General features: G+C 52.3%; 19 protein-coding genes. 11 read left to right on the plus strand and 8 right to left on the minus strand.

Translation table 11 applies throughout. From position 1 onward, the window contains the following. Positions 1 to 2 precede the first annotated feature (2 nt). Positions 3 to 1,172 (plus strand): threonine synthase, encoded by a 1,170-nt coding sequence (gene thrC, locus E3E33_RS06745; RefSeq protein ID WP_167711401.1) that lies wholly within the window; start codon positions 3 to 5, stop codon positions 1,170 to 1,172. Here thrC and E3E33_RS06750 read toward each other — a convergent pair. Together E3E33_RS06750 and rbcL are read right to left on the minus strand one after the other, a co-directional pair. After that, positions 1,169 to 1,747 carry a thymidine kinase gene (locus E3E33_RS06750; protein WP_167711378.1) on the minus strand — a complete coding sequence of 193 codons (579 nt, stop codon included), beginning with the start codon at positions 1,745 to 1,747 and terminating at the stop codon, positions 1,169 to 1,171. The genes thrC and E3E33_RS06750 overlap by 4 nt on opposite strands. 97 nt (positions 1,748 to 1,844) lie before the next feature. Further along, positions 1,845 to 3,179 carry a type III ribulose-bisphosphate carboxylase gene (gene rbcL, locus E3E33_RS06755; protein WP_012572194.1) on the minus strand — a complete coding sequence of 445 codons (1,335 nt, stop codon included), beginning with the start codon at positions 3,177 to 3,179 and terminating at the stop codon, positions 1,845 to 1,847. A gap of 391 nt (positions 3,180 to 3,570) precedes the next feature. Between rbcL and E3E33_RS06760 the strand changes: the two genes are divergently transcribed. Next, positions 3,571 to 3,753 carry a histone family protein gene (locus tag E3E33_RS06760; protein WP_167731674.1) on the plus strand — a complete coding sequence of 61 codons (183 nt, stop codon included), beginning with the start codon at positions 3,571 to 3,573 and terminating at the stop codon, positions 3,751 to 3,753. A gap of 28 nt (positions 3,754 to 3,781) precedes the next feature. On the opposite strand, the gene E3E33_RS06765 is transcribed toward E3E33_RS06760, so the two are convergent. From E3E33_RS06765 to E3E33_RS06775, 3 genes are read right to left on the minus strand one after another with little or no spacing between them, the layout of a single operon-like run. Further along, complete coding sequence (locus tag E3E33_RS06765) at positions 3,782 to 4,276, minus strand: metallophosphoesterase (RefSeq protein WP_167711400.1); 495 nt, start codon at positions 4,274 to 4,276, stop codon at positions 3,782 to 3,784. 9 nt (positions 4,277 to 4,285) lie between these two features. After that, positions 4,286 to 5,197, minus strand: coding sequence for a transcription initiation factor IIB (locus E3E33_RS06770; protein ID WP_167711377.1), 912 nt, complete (start codon positions 5,195 to 5,197; stop codon positions 4,286 to 4,288). Positions 5,198 to 5,203: 6 nt separating this feature from the next. Next, positions 5,204 to 5,515, minus strand: a complete 312-nt coding sequence (locus E3E33_RS06775; RefSeq protein ID WP_012572198.1) for a Gar1/Naf1 family protein — start codon at positions 5,513 to 5,515, stop codon at positions 5,204 to 5,206. Between the two features lie 123 nt (positions 5,516 to 5,638). Between E3E33_RS06775 and E3E33_RS06780 the strand changes: the two genes are divergently transcribed. The 3 genes from E3E33_RS06780 (at position 5,639) to E3E33_RS06790 (ending at position 7,446) form a co-directional block, all read left to right on the plus strand. Then, positions 5,639 to 6,478 (plus strand): carbohydrate kinase, encoded by an 840-nt coding sequence (locus E3E33_RS06780; protein WP_167711376.1) that lies wholly within the window; start codon positions 5,639 to 5,641, stop codon positions 6,476 to 6,478. Positions 6,479 to 6,578: 100 nt separating this feature from the next. Further along, positions 6,579 to 7,088, plus strand: coding sequence for an NUDIX hydrolase (locus E3E33_RS06785; protein ID WP_167711375.1), 510 nt, complete (start codon positions 6,579 to 6,581; stop codon positions 7,086 to 7,088). Between the two features lie 4 nt (positions 7,089 to 7,092). After that, positions 7,093 to 7,446 carry an Mth938-like domain-containing protein gene (locus E3E33_RS06790; protein ID WP_167711374.1) on the plus strand — a complete coding sequence of 118 codons (354 nt, stop codon included), beginning with the start codon at positions 7,093 to 7,095 and terminating at the stop codon, positions 7,444 to 7,446. Here the strand turns inward: E3E33_RS06790 and E3E33_RS06795 are convergent. Both E3E33_RS06795 and E3E33_RS06800 read right to left on the minus strand, forming a co-directional pair. Then, a complete protein-coding gene (locus E3E33_RS06795) occupies positions 7,436 to 8,899 on the minus strand; it encodes a hypothetical protein (RefSeq protein WP_167711373.1) in 1,464 nt (487 codons plus the stop codon). The genes E3E33_RS06790 and E3E33_RS06795 overlap by 11 nt on opposite strands. An 8-nt stretch (positions 8,900 to 8,907) precedes the next feature. Further along, positions 8,908 to 9,669 (minus strand): ABC transporter ATP-binding protein, encoded by a 762-nt coding sequence (locus tag E3E33_RS06800; RefSeq protein ID WP_167711372.1) that lies wholly within the window; start codon positions 9,667 to 9,669, stop codon positions 8,908 to 8,910. A 283-nt stretch (positions 9,670 to 9,952) separates the two neighbouring features. On the opposite strand from E3E33_RS06800, the gene E3E33_RS06805 reads away from it, so the two are divergent. Next, positions 9,953 to 10,255 carry a hypothetical protein gene (locus tag E3E33_RS06805; protein WP_167711323.1) on the plus strand — a complete coding sequence of 101 codons (303 nt, stop codon included), beginning with the start codon at positions 9,953 to 9,955 and terminating at the stop codon, positions 10,253 to 10,255. 38 nt (positions 10,256 to 10,293) lie between these two features. Here the strand turns inward: E3E33_RS06805 and E3E33_RS06810 are convergent, their stop codons facing one another. Then, on the minus strand, positions 10,294 to 10,971 hold the full coding sequence (locus E3E33_RS06810) for a TIGR00289 family protein (protein ID WP_012572207.1): 678 nt from the start codon (positions 10,969 to 10,971) through the stop codon (positions 10,294 to 10,296). Between the two features lie 93 nt (positions 10,972 to 11,064). Between E3E33_RS06810 and E3E33_RS06815 the strand changes: the two genes are divergently transcribed. From E3E33_RS06815 to E3E33_RS06835, 5 genes are all read left to right on the plus strand, one after another. After that, positions 11,065 to 12,342, plus strand: a complete 1,278-nt coding sequence (locus tag E3E33_RS06815) for a bifunctional L-myo-inositol-1-phosphate cytidylyltransferase/CDP-L-myo-inositol myo-inositolphosphotransferase (protein ID WP_167711399.1) — start codon at positions 11,065 to 11,067, stop codon at positions 12,340 to 12,342. Between the two features lie 60 nt (positions 12,343 to 12,402). After that, entirely contained in the window at positions 12,403 to 13,551 is a 1,149-nt protein-coding gene (locus tag E3E33_RS06820; protein ID WP_167711371.1) for an inositol-3-phosphate synthase, read from the plus strand. 64 nt (positions 13,552 to 13,615) lie between these two features. Beyond that, positions 13,616 to 14,218 (plus strand): DUF4443 domain-containing protein, encoded by a 603-nt coding sequence (locus tag E3E33_RS06825; RefSeq protein WP_167711370.1) that lies wholly within the window; start codon positions 13,616 to 13,618, stop codon positions 14,216 to 14,218. A 4-nt stretch (positions 14,219 to 14,222) separates the two neighbouring features. Beyond that, positions 14,223 to 14,870 carry an orotidine-5'-phosphate decarboxylase gene (pyrF, locus tag E3E33_RS06830; protein WP_167711369.1) on the plus strand — a complete coding sequence of 216 codons (648 nt, stop codon included), beginning with the start codon at positions 14,223 to 14,225 and terminating at the stop codon, positions 14,868 to 14,870. 2 nt (positions 14,871 to 14,872) lie between these two features. After that, positions 14,873 to 15,391 carry an RNA-binding protein gene (locus tag E3E33_RS06835; RefSeq protein ID WP_012572212.1) on the plus strand — a complete coding sequence of 173 codons (519 nt, stop codon included), beginning with the start codon at positions 14,873 to 14,875 and terminating at the stop codon, positions 15,389 to 15,391. Position 15,392 lies beyond the last annotated feature (1 nt).

Consider the following 15,392-nt stretch of genomic DNA (forward strand, 5'->3'; position numbering starts at 1 on the left):
CAATGTTCGCAGCGAAGCTTGTCTGCACAAAGTGTGGTGAGGAGTACTCCCTAGCATGTGGAGTTTATAAGTGCACCAAATGTGGTTCACCCCTAGATGTTTGCTATCATTACGACGATATAGCAGACCTCATCCAGGATAACGACCCCTGGTTCAGGGAGCATCCGCACGTCTGGAAGTACTGGATGTTCCTTCCAGTCTCAAATCTTAAAAAAGCGGTTACGCTCAATGAAGGCGGTACAAGACTTTACAGGGCAAAAAGGCTTGAGGAAAAAATAGGCATCTCGAAGCTGTACATCAAGAACGAAGGCGAGAACCCGACTGGAGCTTTTAAAGACAGAGGCTCAAGCGTCGAAATTACAAAAGCCCTTGAATTTCACGCGCAGAAAGTGATAGTAGCTTCAACCGGCAACATGGCAGCGTCAATAAGTGCATACGGGGCAAAAGCTGGCCTCAAAGTCACTATAGTAGTTCCCGAGGGAACCCCAGAGGGCAAGCTCGTCCAGGCCAAGATGTATGGAGCAAACGTTGAGGTTTTCGGAAAGACGTACGATGAAGCGCTGGCAGAGGCAGAGAGAAGGGCGCTTGAGGAGGGCTACTACCTGACCGGCAACTACCACTACCGTGTCGAGGGACAGAAGACGACGGGCTTTGAAATCATCGATCAACTCCACTTCAACGTCCCCGACTGGATAGTAGTGCCCATAGGAGCCGGAACACACCTCAGGGCAATCTGGAAGGGCCTAAAAGAGTTTTATCGGATTGGCCTCATCAGTGAGCTTCCAAGGATAGCGGGCGTCCAAATTGAGGGCTATGACTCAATAGTTAGAGCTTGGAAGACCGGCAAACCCATTGAAAAGATAACAAAAAAGGTCCCAACAATCGCCAGTGCAATAGCCGTCAAGGCCCCAGTTGATGGAGAAAACGTTCTCAAGGCAGTAAAGGAGAGCAACGGATACCTCGATACAGTTACCAATGAAGAAACAGCCGCTGCTGGCCTTCTCCTCGGAAGGGAAGGACTCTTTGTTGAGCCCTCCTCCGCAACCTCCCTGGCTCTTGCTCAGAAAATGAGGGAAGAGGGAATAATAGACAAAGGCGAAAGCGTAGTTATCATCGCAACCGGCCACGGACTCAAAGACATCAACACCTGGAGCAAAGTGCTGACGAGCTAAGGAACCTCGTGATGGAGCCTGCATCTAGCCTCGTAGCTCTCCCTTCCTCCAACGAGAATTACCGGGGAATCCCTGGGAGCAGGCTTTCCATCGATAAGCCTCTGACTTCGGGTCGCAGGCCTCCCACAGACAGTGCAGACAGCGGTTAGGTAGACTATGTTGTCAGCCCTGACAAGAAGTTCCCTAGTTACAGGGAACGGGTCTCCCTTGAAGTCGAGGTTCAGGCCACTCGCTATGACGTAAACACCATCGTCGGCAAGCCTGTTGAGTGTTTCAACAATGATCATCGGAAAGAACTGCACCTCGTCAATTCCTATGACCTCAAAGTTCTCCCTCTTGGTTATTTCCTCTATCTTTCTCACACCCTCTTCATCCGCCGGTATGACAAAAGCCTCGTAACGCAGCCCGTTGTGGGCAACGATCTCATCCTCGCTGTACCTGTTGTCTATGGCAGGTTTGAAGAGCGCTGCCTTTCTTTTTGCAAACATCTGGCGTTCTATGCGCTTAATCAGCTCCGTTGTTTTACCCGCAAACATTGGACCCGTGATGACTTCCAAGAACCCTCCCGGATGCATGGTCTCACCGAAGAACCAAGAACCTTGGGGTTAAAATTACCTGCGGAAGAAAAGTTGAACGGAAGACGAAAATGGGAAGAAAAAGCCGTCAGAGCGGTCAGATTGGGGTGACGTGGCCCCACTTCTCCAATGCCCTTGCGAGCTCCTTGTGGGTCTTGGCGTACTCGTCGAGCGGTATACCCTGGACGAGGGCATCGATAGCCTGCCTCACTGCTCTCGCTCCAGCGGCAGGCCCGTCCGGATGGCCGAGGGTTCCACCGCCGAGCTGGAGGACTATGTCGGTTCCAAGGGCGTCTATGACTATCGGCAGGTTGCCCGGGTGCAGGCCGCCTGAGCTGGTCGGGAAGGCTGGCTTTATGCTGTAGAACTTCTGCTCCAGGTGGAAGACGTCGTTCTCGTCGGGCTTGTAGTGCTCCTCCCTAAGGATTCTGGCGTTCTGTATGACGTCCCACTTGCCACCCTCAAGCTTGCCAGCTCCAGCGGTTCCAACGTGGAGCTGGTCGATACCGATGAGCCTGTAGAGCTTCGCCAGGACGAACATCGAGATGCCGTGGTAGGGGTTCCTAGTGAAGGTCGCGTGCATTGCCCTGTGGCCGTGAATGGCCAGACCGTAGTCTGCCGCGAGGTCGCGGATGTATTCAAGGGCTCCCCAACCGGTTATGACGACGTCAACCATCGCGTGCTTGAGGCCGAGGTCAGCCAAGATTTCCAGCCTGCGCTCCATCTCCCTAACGTCAGCTGTTATGTTGGCGAACCAAGTCTTCTTCTCGCCGGTCTCGCTCTCGACCTTCTCGATGATCTTGGCGATGGTCTCAGCCCTCTCCTCAAAGCGGTTGTACCATGGGCTGGTGAGGTTCTCGTCGTCCTTCATGTAGTCGGCCCCATTGAGAAGAAGCTCATAGGAAAGCTTCTCAAACTCCTCCGGGGAGTAGCCGACCTTCGGCTTGGGAACGACACCGTAGATGGGCCGGTCCTTGATCTCAAGCATCTTCCTGACGCCCTCGATACCAAAAGCCGGACCGCTGAACTCTCTGATGAGCTTCTCCGGGAAGTACATGTCCTCAAGGCGCAGCCCCTTGGCACGCCTCATTCCAAAGACGTTTCCGGCTATGCTCGCGAGAAGTCCCGGAAGGTTGGCCTCCTCGAAGGCGTGGAACGGATAAGCGATCTTAACTATCCATGAGCCGTCACCCATGTCAATGAAGTCATAGGCCTTAGCTGAAAGGTCGGCCCAGCGCTCCTCCTCGTACCAGTTGTAGAGCGTCGTCCAAGTTCCCGTCGAGCTTTCGGCGGCCACACCTCCGGCCACCTGCTCGATGGTATATCCCTCAGCAGGGGTTATGCGGAATACGGCTATGATGTCCCTCTTCTTGTTGGGTTCGTAGCTCTTGTCCACGTAGTAGTCATATATCTTGTCAAACTTCTCTACCATCCTTTCACCTCCTTGGTAACCTAAAGGTTGCATAAATCCCTATAAAAATGCTATGGTTCAATTTTGGGACATTGATGCCTCTATGTGCGTATTAAGGGCGCTTTTCCTTCGCCAGCGACCCAAACTCCCATCCCCTTTTGGGAAATCAGAACAACAAGCAGTAGGTAAACCTGATTTAAAGGCCTAAAATCGACTTTCGAAACTTCGCCCTGAAGTTAGTATTGAGCCGTTTATAAGTCACAGACCCAATGATGCCCAATTTCTCAATACCCCACTGAAAAATGGCCGAGTATTGCCTCCAGAGTGCCCCATTTCCGAAAAGTTTATATAGCTCCTTGTTCTTAGAATAGAACGCAGATGCCTGCAAAACAACGTTTAGGAGGTTGGGAAAATGGCTGAGTTGCCGATTGCCCCAGTTGACAGGTTGATAAGGAAGGCTGGCGCTGCCAAGCTCCTCGCCGAGCACCTTGAGGAGAAGGCCCTCGAGATCGCCAAGAAGGCGGTCGACCTTGCCCACCACGCTGGCAGGAAGACCGTCAAGGCCGAAGACATCAAGCTCGCCATCAAGGCCTGAAGGCCTTTCTTCTTGCTTTTCGACTTTTCTACCAGAACTTAACGCGCTCCACCGAGACTTTATCGCCCTCCACTTTGATAAAGGCAAAACCTGCCGAGTCCATTCTCGGGAAAGTCGGAGAACCCGGATTGAGAAGGGCAACCTTCTGGCCGTGAATCGAGTATGTGTCATAATAATACATATGAGTATGGCCAAAAATAAGTACATCAGCCTCCATGTCAAGGGCCTTAAGGGTCAAGAACTGCGCATTGAGACCGAAGAATTGATGACCATGCAGAAGGCCGATTTTAACGTCCTCAGCATCAACGACCTGCTCCTCAGGCAGTCCTAGGCGGTCGGCATTTCCCCTGACTGCAATTACAGGGGCAAACTCCTCCAGCCTTTCGAGGAGTCCCGGAGAAGTAACGTCGCCGGCGTGAAGAATAAGGTCTGGCCCTCTCTTCTCAAGCTCTCGGAAAAGAAGGGAAGGGAAATTTCTTGTCTTGTCGCCGTAGTGTGTGTCGCTCATCACCGCTATCAGCAAGGCCATCCCTCAGATCGGGACGTTTATGCCGAGCTTCTCGACGAGCTCCTTGTAGCGATTCCTGACAGTAACTTCGGTCACGTGAGCTACCTCGGCTACCTCGCGCTGGGTCTTCTTCTCCCCCTCGAGGAGTGAGGCAACGTACAGAGCCGCGGCAGCTAAACCAGTTGGTCCCTTTCCACTTGTTATTCCCCTCTTGATGGCCTCCTGAAGTATCTCCTTGGCGCGCTTCTTGGTTCTCTGACTCACGTCGAGGGCATCGCCGAAGCGGTCAACGTACTCGATCGGACTCGTCGGCCTAAGGTTCAGTCCAAGACCTCTAGCTAAAAAGCGGTAGCTCCTCCCTATTTCCTTCTTGGTTACCTTCGAAACTGCAGCAATCTCATCGAGCGTCCTTGGAATGCCCTCCATCCTGCAGGCGGCATAGAGGGCAGCCGAGACCATTCCCTCGATTGACCTTCCGCGGATGAGCTTCCTCATGACGGCCTTCCTGTAGAGCGAGGCGGCCACCTCCTTAACGCGCCTCGGCAGCATCATCTGGGCAGCCATCCTGTCAAGCTCGCTCAGGGCGAATGCCAAGTTACGCTCGGCGGCGTCGTTTATTCTCATCCTGCGCTGCCACATCCTGAGCCTACGCATCTTGGTACGATACATTCCCGTAATCTGGTTACCGTGAATGTCCCTATCGCGCCAGTCTATATCGGTGGAGAGGCCCTTATCGTGGATCATCAATGTCATGGGCGCGCCAGTCCTAGCGCGCTTTGTCCTTTGATCGGGGTCAAAGGCGCGCCATTCAGGACCCTCATCGATAACATTCTGCTGAACGACATAACCGCAGACAGAACAGACGATCTCGCCCCTCCGCGGATCGTAGAACAGCTTATCGGAACCACAAACCGGACAGATGTTCTTATCAGCCAAAAGTTCTCACCCCCTTTTTCTGGGGGCAGGGCGTCTACCCGTTCCGCCCTTAGCTCTTCGCTTCTTCCCGTGATTCGGCTTGGTCTTTTTGCGCTTGGTATCGACGTAGAGCAAAGCCCCAACGTACTCCCCAGGGTTCTTGACACGCGGCTTAACGGCCACGTATGGCCTTTTAACCGGCCCGAAAACATCCTTCACTACCCCGACCATGGTGAGATTCTTATCCACAACCGGTTCATTGAGCGATGGAACCCAGTCTGTACGCAGAATTAAGAACCCCTGCTTTGCATAGTGAGAAACCTTGCCCAGGCGCTTCATAGCCCCACCCCAAAAGGATATATCCTTTTAAGCTTTTCGCTTTTACACTTATAAACTTTTCGGTGAATTTCCAAAAGGTTTTTATTTAAGGCGCTCTCTATATCCAGAGTTAGGCGGGGTAAAATGAAGTGCCTTCTCGTGGGTCACATTGTCATTGACATCGTGGTCAGAGGTTTGAAGTCCGAAATCCGAATTGGGGGAGGAGCCTACTACTCAGCCCTCGCGTTGGCGAAGTTCTGCGACGTTGAGATTCTCACGAGCGTGGGGGAAGACTTTCCAGAGAAATGGCTCGAGGAACTCGGAGAGATGGGAATAAAACTCAACGTCGTTTCCTCAAAAACCAGTACTGCCTACGAGCTCAGATACCTGGACGGAAACACGAGAACGCTGAGGCTTCTCGCTAGGGCCGAGCAAATAACAGAAGTCCCGGATAAGCGCTATGACATGGTGATCCTCAACCCCGTTGCCAACGAGATTCCTCCCGAAACGGTCGCAGCGTTCAAGGAAAGAACAGACTTTCTGGCGGCCGACGTCCAGGGGCTCATCCGAAAACCTCGGCCCGGGATGGTAGAACTTATCGAGAGGGAAACCTCCTTCCTCAAGGAGCTCAAGGTGCTCCACGCTGACCTATCAGAGCTTCCGTACCTCAAGAACCTTCAGCCCGAGGACGTTGAGGTTCTTCTCGCTTCCAACGGACCGGAACCTGGAAGGGCGTATCTGAGAGGCAGGGAGTACATCTACCGGCCGGTTAGGGTTGAGGTCGAGGAATCCACCGGTGCAGGGGACGTTTTTCTCGCCGCGTTCAGCTACTTCTACAAGAGCTGTCCGTTCATTCAGGCGCTCAAGAGGGCAAATGCATTCACTGGGCTGTTCCTGGAGAGGAGGAGCTTCGACTTCTCCATGGAAGATGTGGACGAGCTGGCGATGAGGGTGAAAGTCGAAAGGAGCGAGGACGCTTCTTAACATTGAAAACTATAAAAGCCCCAGCGGAAACTATTATCGACCGATGATGAAACGTCAGCATGCTGAAGATTATGAGAAGGGACTTCCCTGAGGTGGTGATATGGACAGGTACGTTCTCCTCGTTAAAGCTCCAAAGGGAATGGATATCTTCCTCATAAGGGAGGAGCTGAAGGAGTTCCTCAGCGAGAGGCATCCTGAACTCAAGGTCGAGCTTCACAGATGCATAGGCCTAACCGTTGATTTAGTAATTCTCTACCGCGAGGGTGTTGTGCTCATTAAGAGGAAGCATGAGCCGTTTAAGGATCACTTTGCCCTGCCGGGGGGCTTCGTCGAGTACGGCGAGCCCGTTGAGGATGCGGCAGTAAGAGAAGCAAAGGAGGAAACGGGGCTCGACGTCAGACTATTGCGGCTGATTGGAGTTTACTCAGACCCCAACAGGGACCCGAGAGGACACACGGTAACTGTGGCGTTTCTTGCTCTGGGAACCGGTGAGCTGAAGGCAGGAGACGACGCCAAGGACGTTATGGTAGTCCCGATAGATGAGGTTAATGAAATCCCATTGGCGTTTGATCATGAGAAAATCTTGAGGGACGCCCTTGAACTGAGGTGAGGATATGATAGAAGTCCCCGAGTTCGGTCGGATAATCGTCGATGGAAAGGAGTATGCCCACGACATCGTGATATATCCCAGTGGAAGGATAGAGATGAGAAAGAAGTGGATAAGCAAGGAGAAACACGGGACAAGCCACAAGCTAGATCCAGAGGAGCTAAGGAAGTACCTGAGAGAGGACTTTGACGTTCTCGTTGTTGGGACCGGCCTCTGGGGCATGCTCTCCCTTCTGCCGGAGAGCAAAGAGCTGGTCAAGGACAAAGAAATCATTGAAATACCAACGCCAGAGGCGGCCGAGCTCTTCGAGAAGCTAAGAAAGGAGAAAAGAGTCCTCGGGATATTCCACGTCACCTGCTAACCGCTTTCAGGAAAACAAAAATTCCTAAAATAGAAAGCCCCATGGCGTAGGGATAGCCCAGGAGGAACCAGACCCCTGCAACGATTCCTAGGGTTATTCCGTTGAGTATCATCAGGGCTATGACGTGCCCAAAGTTCGTCTCCGGGAGGGATAGCTCTTTTTCCCCGTGATAGAAGAAGGTCATCGCCAGTGATGACGTCAGAAGAGGCAGAACTATTGCAGCGGGAACTAGTTTCAGGAGGTAGGGGTTGAGATAGGATGCAACGAGCACAAGGACTACTCCAGCGGATATTGGAACTGCGTTCATAGTTATCAGCTTCCCCTTCACGAACTGACCAAGGGTTATCGGCAGGCTTCTTAGGAACTCGAACTCCAAGCCGTCTATTTTGAGAACAGTGTCAATTCCGACGGAGGCCATCCATGCTATCATAAAGAGAACCGAAACAACGGCCCATTCACTGATGGAACCGGCCATGAGGAGGTTCAGGGCGCTCGGGAGGACGATAAAAAGGGGAAGTAAAAGCCCAACGAGCAGGGAGCTCTTTCTGAAAATTATCCTGAGGTCCTTCATGGTTAGCGCCAACACCGGGGACAGGATTTTGGCCCTGAACTTGGAAACGACAGTGCGAGAGGTCTTGAGGTTCTCACCCATCCTTTCCCACAGCCTACGAATAACTACCAGGTATAAGGGAGCAAGGATGGCAATGTAGCCGAGCAGTATTAAAACCGAGATAATGGGTTCGAGTATTGACGTCACAGAGAACGGGTATGCTATGGAATAGCGCGAAAAAACCGGGATAAGCTCCTCATAGTGTTCAGAAACGTAGGCCTGGATGTAGTTGAGGGCGTAAAACATGCTGATGAATAGCAGTACCCCAATTGTTCTCGCAAGGGTCTTCAGGCTAGAGAACCTTCCGCCGACACTGGCGGAGCCGAAGAACGTGAATATCATCAGACCCAGAACGTGGCCGAGGAACGCACCAATGGTTATCCAGAGGAGACCCAGGATGCCTGTGAGGCCGTAGTTGAGAGCCAAAACCCCGACTGACGGAAGCATGGCGACCAGGGCCGGAACGTTGTCAATCATGAGAAGCAGGCTGAGATATCTGGCCCCGGTTTTTATTGGGAGCGGCTTCAACGGCTCAAAAATTCCCATAGAGGTAGTGTAGGAAGCGTTGACTGCAGTTGTGTAGAGAGCCATCACAAAGGGAAGCATCGCGTATGTTGAGAACATTATAACTGCCTTGGTTTTGTCTCCGGTGGATTTTATGGCCATCGCCATTATGAAACCAAAGAAGAGGAACACAATGGACTGGAAAAGAATGCCCTGGATTATGTCCCCGCTGGTTTTAAGCTGCTTCTCGAACTTTTTGGGATCGCTTGCTATCTGAGGGTTACTTTTGAGCCGTCTGTAGTGCAACTCCCGGTAGAGTATCCTTACAACCTCGAACATGCTCCCACCTAAAGCCTCTCCTTGAGGGCCCGAACTACGGCAAAAATCTCGTCCTGGCTCTCGGTCAGTTTGAGGAAGACATCCTCCAAGCTCTCCTCATGGGCGAACTTCTTGAGTTCGTCAACCGTTCCCTCGGCAATTATTTCGCCGTTGTAGATAACGCCAACACGGTCGCAGATCATCTCCGCCAGCTGGAGCACGTGGGTGGAGAATACAATGCTCCTGCCCTCCCCTTTGAACTGAAGGAGAAGTTCCCTGAGAATGCGAGCGCTTTTAGGGTCGAGGCCGTTCATGGCCTCATCAAGGATAAGGACTTTTGGATCATGGAGGAGGGCGCTTATGAGGGAAACCTTCTGCTTGGTTCCGAAGCTGAGGGAGCCTATCAGCTCACCGAGGTATTTCTCTATCCCAAAGGCCTTCACAAGGGTCTCGACCATCTCATTGAGCCTTTCTCCTGGAATCCGTCTCACACTCCCGATGAAGTTGAAGAACTCGATTGGGGTGAGGCTTTCATAGAGAACGGGAGTTTCGGGGACGTAGCCGACTATTTCCTTCACTTTGATTGGATTTTCCGATACATTAACACCATCAACGAGAACCCTCCCGGAGGTGGGTCTCAGGATCCCCGCAAGGATTTTCATCGTCGTTGACTTTCCACTACCGTTGGGACCAAGAAGGCCGTATATCTCGCCATTTTTTACCGTGAAGCTGATTCCCCTAAGGGCGTGAGTGGAACCAAAGGTCTTGACGAGGTTCTCGGCTTCAATCACCCTACCACCCGGGATAAAATTTCACCCACCGCTAATAAGTCTTGTCCATTGAATAACTAAATAAAATGAGTGTCAAATTGTATGAAATCCAAACCCTTGTATGGGGCCTAATTTCGTTTCTTGCCTCCAAGGGTTTGGATTTAGAGGCGCCTTCATGAGAGAGACATCAAAGGTTCTAATTTTTGTATTCCTGACGTTATTAGTCATTATCAGCGGATGTGCGAGTAATACCCCACATCAACATCAACGGGAACGAGTCGAGGCGAACGACCACAGCAGGCTTTTGTATCACGACGATAGTGCGATAAGCATAAACTGGTCCTACATCAACGGCTATCCTGTCTTTGTAATGCCGCTCGACGAGGCCCGGAAGTACAGGAGGATTCTGATCAAAACCACCGGGTGGGACAACGACGACCCGGTGGGCATCGTGGGGATAACGATCCTGCTCGACGACGACTACTTCGACTGGCACGTTTTCTCCGGAATCCCGACCAAGGAGTGGGGCCTGGATTTCAACGTCTGCGGCGTCAGCGGAGGCTGCAGTAAGGCTTGGCTGTGGGTAAGGGTGAAGCCAGAGGGCTGAGGCTTTCCCTTCTTTTCCAAATTTTAAAAGGTGAAGAATCACTCTTTTGGCTCCAGATGCGCCCTCTTAACCTCAAGAACGCCGGAATAGCTGCACTCGTCCCACCGCTTTTCTACCTCATCGAAGACTATCCTGGCTTTGAAGAAGGGCGCATCGCGAACGAAGGTCTCAAACTCGCCACCCTCGCCAGCGACGTGAATGCTGTACTTTTCATGAATTTTGATAAGCTCTTCTAAAGCTTTCTCGTCTATCCTCCTTCCGAGCCACTTCTGGTCGAGGCCATAAGCGGAAACGCCAACCATCACGATGTCAAAAATGTTTATCAGCTCGCGCATGTAGTCAACCGGATCGCGATGCCAGGCAGGAGCGAAGCTCTCAAGTCCGAGCTCTTCTGCAACCCTATCAACCCTCTTCTTCTGGTACTCGCTCGCTAAAGCTCCAGCAACGATGCCGTCTACCTTCAGCCCCTCAAGGACGGCCTTCATGTCTTCGACTTCCTTCTCCTTCTCGCCGCTGGTGAAGCCCTTAATGAGGGGTATTCCAATCGCTTTGGCCTGAAGCTCGGTCAGGTGAATGTTCGGCACGTGGTACATGTAGCTCTCGTCGCTCTCGCTAACCATGCTGACAAGATATTTGACCTCAAAGCCCTGCTTCAGAGCCCAGTATAGGGCATAGTTCGAATCCTTACCGCCGGAGTAGAGCACTGCAACGCGCATCTCTCTCACCCGAAAGTTTTAAATCACCTTCAGTTAATTTAATTTCAGACTTCTAATCCAACGCACTTGAAATGCCTTAAAAAGGTGATGCCCATGGTTCCAACTACGGCAGTGATTCTGGCAGCTGGCCTCGGGACGAGGATCGGCGGAAGGCCCAAGGGACTGCTCAAGGTAGCAGGAAGAGAGATACTCTACCGCACCATGAAGCTTCTGAGCAATGAGGGAGTCAAGAGGTTCGTTATAGTCACCAACGAGCACTATGTCGAGCTTTACAGAGAGTTCATCGAAAAACACGGCTTCAATGCAGAGTTCGTGACAAACCCCGCCCCGGAGCGAGGAAACGGCTACTCCCTTCATCTCGCGAGGGGAAGGGTTAGTGGAAGGTTTGTCCTCGTAATGAGCGACCACGTATATTCGGAAGCCTTCGTCAGGGAAGCAGTGAAGGGTAAAGGACTCATAGCGGATAGGAAACCAGAATGGGCCGACGTTGAAGAGGCCACCAAGGTGAAGGTCGAGAACGGAAAAGTGACGAGAATCGGGAAGGATCTCCCGAGGTGGGATGCCGTAGATACCGGTTTCTTCGTCCTCGAGGAGGATATCTTTGAAGTCACGTCCTCACTAGTCATGGAGAAGGACAGCTTTGAGCTTAGGGAGGTTGTTGAAAGGGCAAAGCTGAAAGTCACCTTCGTTGACGGCCTTCCATGGATCGATGTGGACACTCCAGAGGACGTCAAGCGCGCCAGGAGGATGCTTATTAAGAGCGCTGTTAAAGAAACTGGCGATGGTTTCATCAGCAGGCATCTGAACAGGAAGATTTCAACCGAGATGAGCATACTGCTGATCGAGTACGTCAGCCCAAACTTAATGACCGTCGTTACGTTCCTCTTTGGCCTGCTCTCGGCACTGCTAAACCTCTGGAATCCAGCGGTAGCTGGAATTCTGTACCAGCTCAGTTCAATCCTTGACGGGATGGACGGTGAACTGGCTCGAGCGAGACTGCAGACAAGCCGCTTTGGAGGCTATGTTGATTCCCTCCTCGACCGCTACGTGGATGGAGCATTTTTGGCCCTACTCGCATACTCAACGCTAAGCGAACCAGTCTGGTGGCTCGTAGCTCTGTTGGCCTTGTTAGGCTCAGTGATGGTGAGCTACTCCACAGAGCGCTTTAAAGCGGCCTACTGCAAGGATGCTTACAGAGCCGTTCCAACGCTTCGATATCTGCCGGGCAAGAGAGATGAGAGGATATTTTTAACGATGATCCTGCTCCTTCCCGGCCAGGTTAAGGCTCTCTTTGCCCTCCTGGCAGTTTTGACGAACCTCCGGGTTGCACTTACCCTCCACCTCGTTAAGAAAAACCTCCCAAGAATTTAACGGGCGAAAACTATTTAACTGCCATAAAATATCTCATAAACAAGCAAAGGGGGTGGAAAAATGGTTAGGGTTGTAATCCTCGGACAGGGCTACGTTGCCAGCATCTTTGCGAGCGGTCTTGAGAAGATAAAGGCCGGAAAGCTTGAGCCCTACGGCGTCCCCCTGGCCGACGAGCTTCCAATTAAGATAAAGGACATTGAAATAGTTGGCTCCTACGACGTCGATGCCTCTAAGGTTGGCAAGGACCTCTACGAGGTCGTCAAGGCCTACGATCCAGAGGCGCCAGAGAGCCTCAGAGGAATAACCGTGAGGAAGGGAATCCACCTGAGGAGCCTCAAGAACCTGCCGATTGAGGCCGTTGGTCTGGAGGACGAGATGAGCCTTAAGGATGCCATTGAACACCTCGTAAACGAGTGGAAGGAGCTCAAGGCTGAGGTCTTCATCAACGTCTGCACCACCGAGGCCTTCGTTCCCTTCGAGAGCAGGGAGGAGCTTGAGAAGGCCATCGAGGAAGACAACAGGGACAGGCTCACGGCGACGCAGGTCTACGCCTACGCCATTGCCCAGTACGCTAGGGAGGTCGGCGGCGCTGCCTTCGTCAACGCTATTCCGACTCTCATCGCCAACGACCCGGTCTTTGTAGAACTCGCCAAGGAGAGCAACATGGTCATTTTCGGTGACGACGGTGCCACCGGTGCAACCCCGCTCACCGCCGACGTACTCAGCCACCTCGCCCAGAGGAACCGCTACGTTCTCGACATAGCCCAGTTCAACATCGGTGGAAACAACGACTTCCTGGCTCTCACCGACAAGGAGAGGAACAAGAGCAAGGAGTTCACCAAGAGCTCCATCGTCAAGGATCTGCTCGGCTACGACGCGCCGCACTACATCAAGCCGACCGGCTTCCTCGAACCGCTCGGCGACAAGAAGTTCATCGCCATGCACATCGAGTACGTTAGCTTCAACGGCGCCCATGACGAGCTCGTCATAACTGGAAGGATAAACGACAGCCCTGCTCTGGCCGGCCTGCTCGTTGACCTCGCCAGGCTCGGCAAGATAGCCCTCGACAAGAAGGCCTACGGAACCGTCTACGAGGTCAACGCCTTCTACATGAAGAACCCGGGACCGAAGGAGAAGGGCAACATCCCGAGGATCATCGCCCACGAGAAGATGCGCATGTGGGCCGGTCTCGAACCGAAGTGGCTCTGAGCCTTTCTCCCTTTTTCCAATAAAGTTTTAATCTCCTTGCCCTACTTTTCTCGGAGGGAAGCCGATGAGCTGGAAGAGGGGAGCCTATCCAGAGTTCACGCTCGAGGATGTCATTGCGGTTCTGTTTATGCTGAGAAATCCAGCGGGTAGAAAAACTATCTCGGAGGTTCTCGACCTCGGTGAGGGGAGTGTTAGAACTCTCTTGAAGAAGCTTGCCGGTCTCGAAGTCATTGAGTCGACTCAGAGAGGGCACTCACTAAATGATAAGGGCCTGAAACTCCTCGAAAGAATCTCCAAGAGCTTCTCAGAAGTTCAAAAAGTAGGGAAAGTTGAAGATTATCCAGCCTATGCTCTTATCGTGAAGGATCCGCCAGAGTTCAAAAGTATAGAGCTCCGCGACGAGGCAATAAGGTTCTTCGCGAAGGGAGCGATGATACTCGTCGTTAAGAAGGGTGAGCCAGTCTTTCCAGAGGATAGTAGGCCACTTAGTGACACAATGCCTGAACTGGCAGAAAAGCTCAAGAAGGCATTTCAACTGGAAGAGAGCGATCTTATCGTGGTTACCTGGGCTGAGAAGGAGCCCGAGGCCATGAAGAGCGCCTATCATGTAGCCCTGTTCTTGAAAGGGGAGGAGCTTCCAGAGGACATCCAGTGCCTTGTGAGGTGACTGCATGACATCCCACAAAGAGCGCAAGCTTATACTGGCGTTAGATGTCTACGAACAAGACAGGGCGTTGGAGATAGCCAAATGCACAGCTGATTATCTCTGGGCTATCAAGGTAAACTGGCCGCTTATAATCGGCTCGGGTTTGAGAATCATCACGGAGCTGAAGCAGGTTACGGGTCTCCCCATAATAGCGGACTTAAAGCTGGCGGACATTCCAAACACGAACAGGCTCATAGCAAGCAGAGTTTTCGAAGCGGGGGCAGATTACGTAATTGCTCATGGTTTTGTTGGCAAAGACAGCGTTAAGGCCATCATGGATCTCGGGAAGACGATAATCGTCGTCGAGATGAGTCACCTAGGAGCAAAAGAGTTCATTCAGCCTGTAGCAGACAAGCTCATCGAGATGGCAAACGAGCTCGAGCCCTTTGGTGTTATCGCCCCAGCAACGAGGCCCGAGCGCGTCGCTTACATCCGTGAGAGACTCAAAAAGAAGGTTAAAATCCTGACCCCCGGTGTCGGGGCACAGGGAGGAAAGGCTTGGGAAGTTTTAAAGGCCGGCGCCGACTACATCATCGTCGGGAGGAGCATCTACGCAAGTGAGAACCCAAGGGAGAGTGCGAGAAAGCTCCACGATGAAATAATGGGGGTGTGAAGATGGAGCTGAAAGTCAAGCACCCGCTCAGCAAGAAGGAGGTAAAAGAGATAATTCGTGAGATGAGCGAGATATTTGGAGAAGAGGTCGCCCAAAAGCTAATCAAGAAAAAAGACAGAGTCGAGCTAGCCGAGTTCGACAAGACTACCGAGATAATCATCGTGAACGGGAAGCCGACATTCATAAGGCGGAAGGACCTAATCTTCCCGCTCGTTATAGCGCTCTACGAACTGTCCAATGAGGAAGACCTGAGAACCTGGAAGCGCAGGGTTGTCGTCGATGCCGGGGCGGTGCCCTTCATCCTTAAGGGCGCCGATGTGATGGCAGCTGGAATAACCGACGCCGATGAGGGAATTAAAGAAGGTGATTTCGTCTTCGTCGTCGAGGAGGACTACGGCAGACCTCTCGCAATTGGGATAGCCCTAATGAGCGGAAAGGATATGAAGGAGAAGCCCAAAGGCAAAGCCGTCAAGGTCATACACCACGCAAAGGACAGGATCTGGGAGCTAACGGTGGGATGAT

This window comes from Thermococcus sp. GR5 (genome assembly GCF_012027535.1).
In the GTDB taxonomy this organism is placed as follows: domain Archaea; phylum Methanobacteriota_B; class Thermococci; order Thermococcales; family Thermococcaceae; genus Thermococcus; species Thermococcus onnurineus.

Coding starts and splice junctions, on each gene's coding strand:
- E3E33_RS06820 (WP_167711371.1), top strand. CDS start 12,403: ATGGTTAGGGTTGTAATCCTCGGACAGGGCTACGTTGCCAGCATCTTT.
- E3E33_RS06835 (WP_012572212.1), top strand. CDS start 14,873: ATGGAGCTGAAAGTCAAGCACCCGCTCAGCAAGAAGGAGGTAAAAGAG.
- E3E33_RS06825 (WP_167711370.1), top strand. CDS start 13,616: ATGAGCTGGAAGAGGGGAGCCTATCCAGAGTTCACGCTCGAGGATGTC.
- rbcL (WP_012572194.1), bottom strand. CDS start 3,179: ATGGTAGAGAAGTTTGACAAGATATATGACTACTACGTGGACAAGAGC.
- E3E33_RS06760 (WP_167731674.1), top strand. CDS start 3,571: ATGGCTGAGTTGCCGATTGCCCCAGTTGACAGGTTGATAAGGAAGGCT.
- pyrF (WP_167711369.1), top strand. CDS start 14,223: ATGACATCCCACAAAGAGCGCAAGCTTATACTGGCGTTAGATGTCTAC.
- E3E33_RS06750 (WP_167711378.1), bottom strand. CDS start 1,747: ATGCATCCGGGAGGGTTCTTGGAAGTCATCACGGGTCCAATGTTTGCG.
- thrC (WP_167711401.1), top strand. CDS start 3: ATGTTCGCAGCGAAGCTTGTCTGCACAAAGTGTGGTGAGGAGTACTCC.
- E3E33_RS06810 (WP_012572207.1), bottom strand. CDS start 10,971: ATGCGCGTTGCAGTGCTCTACTCCGGCGGTAAGGATTCGAACTATGCC.
- E3E33_RS06780 (WP_167711376.1), top strand. CDS start 5,639: ATGAAGTGCCTTCTCGTGGGTCACATTGTCATTGACATCGTGGTCAGA.
- E3E33_RS06785 (WP_167711375.1), top strand. CDS start 6,579: ATGGACAGGTACGTTCTCCTCGTTAAAGCTCCAAAGGGAATGGATATC.
- E3E33_RS06775 (WP_012572198.1), bottom strand. CDS start 5,515: ATGAAGCGCCTGGGCAAGGTTTCTCACTATGCAAAGCAGGGGTTCTTA.
- E3E33_RS06790 (WP_167711374.1), top strand. CDS start 7,093: ATGATAGAAGTCCCCGAGTTCGGTCGGATAATCGTCGATGGAAAGGAG.
- E3E33_RS06795 (WP_167711373.1), bottom strand. CDS start 8,899: ATGTTCGAGGTTGTAAGGATACTCTACCGGGAGTTGCACTACAGACGG.
- E3E33_RS06815 (WP_167711399.1), top strand. CDS start 11,065: ATGGTTCCAACTACGGCAGTGATTCTGGCAGCTGGCCTCGGGACGAGG.